A 5,337-nucleotide genomic window follows, 5' to 3' on the forward strand; every position below is an offset into this window, starting at 1 on the left:
ACGCTTCCAACGGACGCCCCACTTCGGTCAACACTCGTGAGAGTTCGTCGACCGCAGCAGGCTCCATGCCGGCACCGGAAAACAGTTGGCGGGTGATCGTCATCATCCGATCGATCAACACGCCGCGGGCGCGAAACCGCTCGGCTTCCACCCCGTGTCCGCCGGCCGATAACGCCTGTCGGATCCGGTCGGTCGCCGCCAGATCACCCGGTTCCCGCAACACCGCCTCGGCAAACTGCCCGACCGCCAGATCGAACTCGCGCTGCCGCATCGCCCAGCCTCCCAGCGCCATCCAATAACCCGGATAACGCTGCGACCCCGGTTCCACCCTCCCCAGCCAATCTTTAAACGCGTCAAACCGCTGTGATTCGATCAACAACTGGCCATAAAACGCCATCGCCGCGGGATTCCGTCGGGCAACCAATCGGCTCGTTTCCAACAACTGCGAGGCCGCTTTCACATCGCCTTCGCCGTACATCGCACGTGCGACGTTGAGCTCTCCTAACAATCGATTCTGTTCCACGTTTTCCACGCTCGGCTTCTCGGTCAAACCGACAAACGATCGGGCGGGAAACATCAAACCGCGCAGTTCGTCCGCGTTGGCCTTGCCCCGTCGACACAACAGCCGAACGTGCTCGTTGGCATCGAATCGAAACCCACGACGATTCAAGATCGCCACCAGCTCGTGACGGACGTTCTCCAAGTCCGGTTGCTCGTCGAGTAACGCTTCCAACCGATCGATCGCCTCCTGCCAGCGCCCCGCATCGGCCAACATCGACGCGGCCCGCTGCCGCCACTTCCAACCATCATCGATCGACAACTCGGCGGCCGAATCCAGCATCGCGACCGCGTCGTCCACCTGCCCCAGTCGGTTGAACAGTCCCGACGCCAGCACCATGGCATTGGCGTCCTCGGGATGACGCAGCAAATGCGTCTGAACCGTTTGCATCGCACCGGCGTCATCGCCGGATGCGATCATTCGACGGATCTTGGAAAGATTCGCCAGCCGAGACTCTGCCGCACGTTCAGGCGATGCATCATCGATTTCCGCCACCGCATCGGCTTTCGCCCCATCAGTCCGTGCCGTTGGATCGCGACCGCCACAGCCGACTACCCAAACTAGCGACAACAGCGACACGACGGTGAAGGCGGACGCCATGCGTCGTTCACGACGAAGCACGGCGTGACGATCTGTGCTCGAGAGTGGTGGCATGGTGAAGAATGGGCAAGCTTGATCGATGGGGCCACTCAAGTTTAACAGATCATGGCAAACGCTTCGGCCTGAACGTGGGTGCCACGGAAAAGGGGTCAAGCTGTAACTTGCGGAACGATGACTGGGCCCACGGATTTTTTGCATCCTGTTATCCGTGGGTTCGCGCTGCTATCCGTGGGCATCTTTTTCGGTGGACAGCTCCGTAAAAATGCTGGAGTGCTTCGTCGAGATTGAATCTTAGGCCTGAAGCTCCCAAGGCTTTCGGCGGATCGCCCACGGAGCCGCGATGCTCGGCGAGTTCCGCTACCCCAAAAATGAAATGTGGCCCAAGTTCTAGTGATTCCGACGCACTTCCTCACTGTAACGCACCCGCGCCGGCAGCCGACCATAGGGGTTGGGGTTGGCGTCATAGAAGTCCGGCAGCGGGGGCAACTCCAACGATTCGTCTTGCCCGCCCGACCAGTACCCGTTGGCGTCCAGGCGAATCGACTCGGTGTCGAAGAACAATTCGATGCGTCCGCGAATGAACGAAATGTGATCGCGTGCGACGGAGTTGAGCGCGGACGTGTACGCCTGCTGGGCTTCCAAAAAATCCCGTGCGACGACGTTCCCGACGGCCAGTTGCAACTGCAAACGCGTGCTGACGACACGTTCGTACGCGAGGGCCGCCCGAGCCACTGAAATCTCATACTGGTTGCGTTGCAAACGAAGCTGCCGCAAGTCTTCGCGAACGGCAAGCTTGATTTGATCTTCCAATTCGATCAACGCGCGGCGTCCGGCTTGGTAATCGATCAGCGCGGCCCGATAGGTATTGCGTTCCAGACGACGGTTCAGCGGCGTGTCCAGCGACAGACTCAGCGAGGTGACGCCACCGTCGCGACTAAAATCGAAGGGCGCGCTCGGATCGGAAAGCAACCGATTGGCCGTCAACGTTTGAGTCGCTGAGACATCCAAAATCGCCCTCAAATCATCGGCGGCCAGTTTGATGTGACGTCGATCGTCGGCAAGTTCGCCTCGCCGATTCATCAGGTCATAGCGTTGATAAAGCGCCAATAGCATCGCCCTGTTTTCTTCGACCTCGACTTCATCCAGCCCGCCGACATCACTGGTCTCCACACGATCGACCAGCGCCACGGTATCGGCGACCGTCTGCACGATCACGTTCTCGAATTCGACGCTGTCGGCGGGCAACAGGTCGCCGACCAGTTTCGCCGTCAGGGTGTTCGTGGCCTCCAGCAAACCATTGGCCGCCTCGACCAATTCGGGCAATCGATTCAGTTCCCGACTTTCGATCGCCTCATCCCATCGGCGACGCAGTTTTTGAAACCGCTCGTCCAAGGAATCGATTTCTACCGCGTCGGCGACGTCGCTGTGCAGCCCCAGATTCTGTCGCAGCAACGCGGCCCGCTGGGCTTGCGACAATTTCGACTCGACCAGATCGATCGTGCGGGCAAATTGAATCAACGGCTCCCGCGGCAATTCCGACTTCAGTTCTCGCGATCGAATCGACTCCATCTGATCGCTTTGCAGCCGAGCTTCCAGCAACGCCAGCCGCAGTCCCAATTGCTCGGTTTCACGCTCGGCGTCGGATTCCTCGGTGATTCCTTCGATCTTGCGTCGGACGCGAAGGGTTTCTCGCAGCCGGTTGATCAGCACCGTCGCGCCGTTGACCGCGGCATCTCGATCACCCAGTCGAGTCTGTGCCGCGTCGAGCAATGTCTGCCGCGTCCGCATCACCAACTGTCGCGTCACCGTGAGTTCGTCGCTGGTCGTCAGTGATTCGAGTTCTTCCAGATTTAGGTTCAACGGCATCTCCGGCGGCAAACCGATCCGCAACTTCAACCGGTCGAGTGCACTTTCCAAACTGTTGCAATCGCCGACCAACGAGCTTCGGCTGCCCAACGCATTTTGTTCAAACTGGTCCACTTGCACGCGCGGGATGCGACCGGCTTGCAAGTACTCTGCCCTGCCCTGCAAAAACGCGCGGAGATTGCTGAAGTAATCCTGTGAGCTGATCTCGATCGCGCGATAAGTCAACAACAGTTGGTAGTAGTCGGTCGCCAAATCGACAAACAGCGAACGCTGGGCGCGGATCAGATCGCGCGCCACATAGATGACGTTCCGCTCGGCTTGTGTCAGCCCTTCAAAAACGACGTCGCGTTGAAAAATGGTCTGCTGAAAATCAAAGACCAAATCGGACCCGATGTTGGCGGCAAAGCCCTGCGGTCCGTTGAACGTGAACACGACACTGTTGGCGAAACTGGCCAGGAACTGTCCGGCCATCGCCGTGGTCGCCCGAACCCCGGTTTCGGTCGGAATCACCAAGCCGTTCCGCGTGGTGCTGTCCAGCCGAACGTGGGTGTAATTCACGGCCGAACCGTTCCCACGTCGTCTCGGACGAAGCACGTATTCGTAACGCTGTGCCGAAAGCACCAGCGCCGCCCGATACAAACGCTCCTTTTGCGTTTGGATCGCGCGATTGTTCAGCGTCGCCAGTTCGGTGATCATCGGCAACGTCAACCGCGGCGCGTCGCTGAGCAACCCCTTCAGCCCGTTGGACGTGACGTCGGGATACGACCGGCGAAACTCCTTGCGAACCGATTCGAACTCCAGCATCCGCGGCACGCAGGTCTCGGGAAGCTGCTCCCAGAACTGCTGCGGGATCGGAACAATCCTCAACTGCTCCGTGCCAGAACGGTCGTCCGTGGTCGGGTCCCAGTCGGATTCCCAGTCAGATCCATCGCCGGCTGCAGCGGCGGCTTCATCCGCGGCGGCTTCGTTCTGTGCGTCGTCGCGCTGCGCGTCTTCGCGGATCAGTTGTGCCAAACGCACGACGGGTTCTACTTCGCTTGCGGGCTGGGGCATCACCAGGGCCATGTCGCTGATCGACGAAACGACCTCCGTCGACGATTCCGACGCCACGTCGCTGGGTACGTCCAGAGAAACCGTGCGCGTTGCTCCCTCGCCGTCGCCGCTGGAGGATCGAGCGAAGTGACCGGCGGAACGTGTCTCAGTTCGCGACCGTGACTCGTTCCCGGGACCCGCCAGCGGCCCCAACTCCAAACGTTCGACATCCGGTGCCGGCAGCTCTTCCACTGCTTCAGGCGTTTCAAGATCCGATCGCTGGGGTGTCTGACGGGGATCACCGGTCACGAGTTCGGGAAGTTCATAGCCGAACAGCTGGGGGACGGGCACCGGCAGAGCCGGGCAATCGTCCGGCGAAGGATCATAGAATCGGGAGCGGGGATCGACATCGATGCCCGCCAGTGGGGGCAGCGTGCACGCCTCTTCGGCCCGCTTCTCGGCATAGATCAACGCAACGTCGCGATCCGCCTGGGTGCGGTAATACTTGCGCGAACAGCCGGTGACGACCGAAGCCGAAACAGCGACCAGCAGCGTGAAACACAAGAGAGCAGGATTGCGAGACAAAACCGAAACACCCCGGCGAGAAAACGAGACAGCCTTTGGGAGCATCATCGTCACCGGGTTGTCGGCGATTTAACGGATTCCCCGGCTCTCCCGGTCCTGCCGACTGGGTAAACCTTGCGGGCAAGCGGGGTCGTCGCTGGGCAGTGTGTCGCCATCTAGCCGCCGCGATGAAAACACGCCCCCAAACACGCCCCGCCCTTCCATCCAAGGCCGAAACTCGTACATCACCACAGCGATTGGCAGAGACCGTGATATCGAATGTGTGACGGCTTTCGCGTGAACGGTTGGACATTCGGCCCAGGCCGTCACGCGAGACAAACCTTTCGGGTAAAATCCTCACCCGCAGCCATCTGGCATGCCGATGGAAGGCACGTCGAAGTACATCCGCAGCAGTCCGCACAGGACGCGCAAACGACCGGAATGGATCAATGACGGAGGAGACGCTCACCGAGCCCCCATCGGAACCGGAATCGAACGAGGCCGGTGAATCGTCGGTCGGTGCCCCCCTACCGCGTTTCCGAAAAAGCGTGGTCGCATTGGCATTGACGCTCGGCGTGCTGGCCGGCGTCGGCACCTTCACATTCGGCTACGGCAAAGGGGGCAGCTACATGAGCAATAATCCGCAGGCGTGCGTGAATTGTCACGTGATGCAGGATCACCTTGATTCTTGGCAGCAGAGCAGCCACCACCACGTC

The 5,337-nt window shown here is 60.2% G+C and carries 3 protein-coding genes; 1 reads left to right on the plus strand and 2 read right to left on the minus strand.

Going from position 1 to position 5,337, the window contains the following annotated elements; translation table 11 throughout:
* Positions 1–1,180 (minus strand): tetratricopeptide repeat protein (locus ABX749_RS20420; protein WP_372897599.1); only part of this gene is annotated, 1,180 nt, incomplete at its 3' end.
* A 366-nt stretch (positions 1,181–1,546) separates the two neighbouring features.
* On the minus strand, positions 1,547–4,621 hold the full coding sequence (locus ABX749_RS20425; RefSeq protein WP_372897600.1) for a TolC family protein: 3,075 nt from the start codon (positions 4,619–4,621) through the stop codon (positions 1,547–1,549).
* A gap of 449 nt (positions 4,622–5,070) precedes the next feature.
* On the opposite strand from ABX749_RS20425, the gene ABX749_RS20430 reads away from it, so the two are divergent.
* On the plus strand, positions 5,071–5,337 hold a 267-nt coding region (locus ABX749_RS20430; protein ID WP_372897601.1), incomplete at its 3' end, for a NapC/NirT family cytochrome c.

This window comes from Stieleria sp. (genome assembly GCF_041595215.1).
GTDB lineage: Bacteria > Planctomycetota > Planctomycetia > Pirellulales > Pirellulaceae > Stieleria > Stieleria magnilauensis.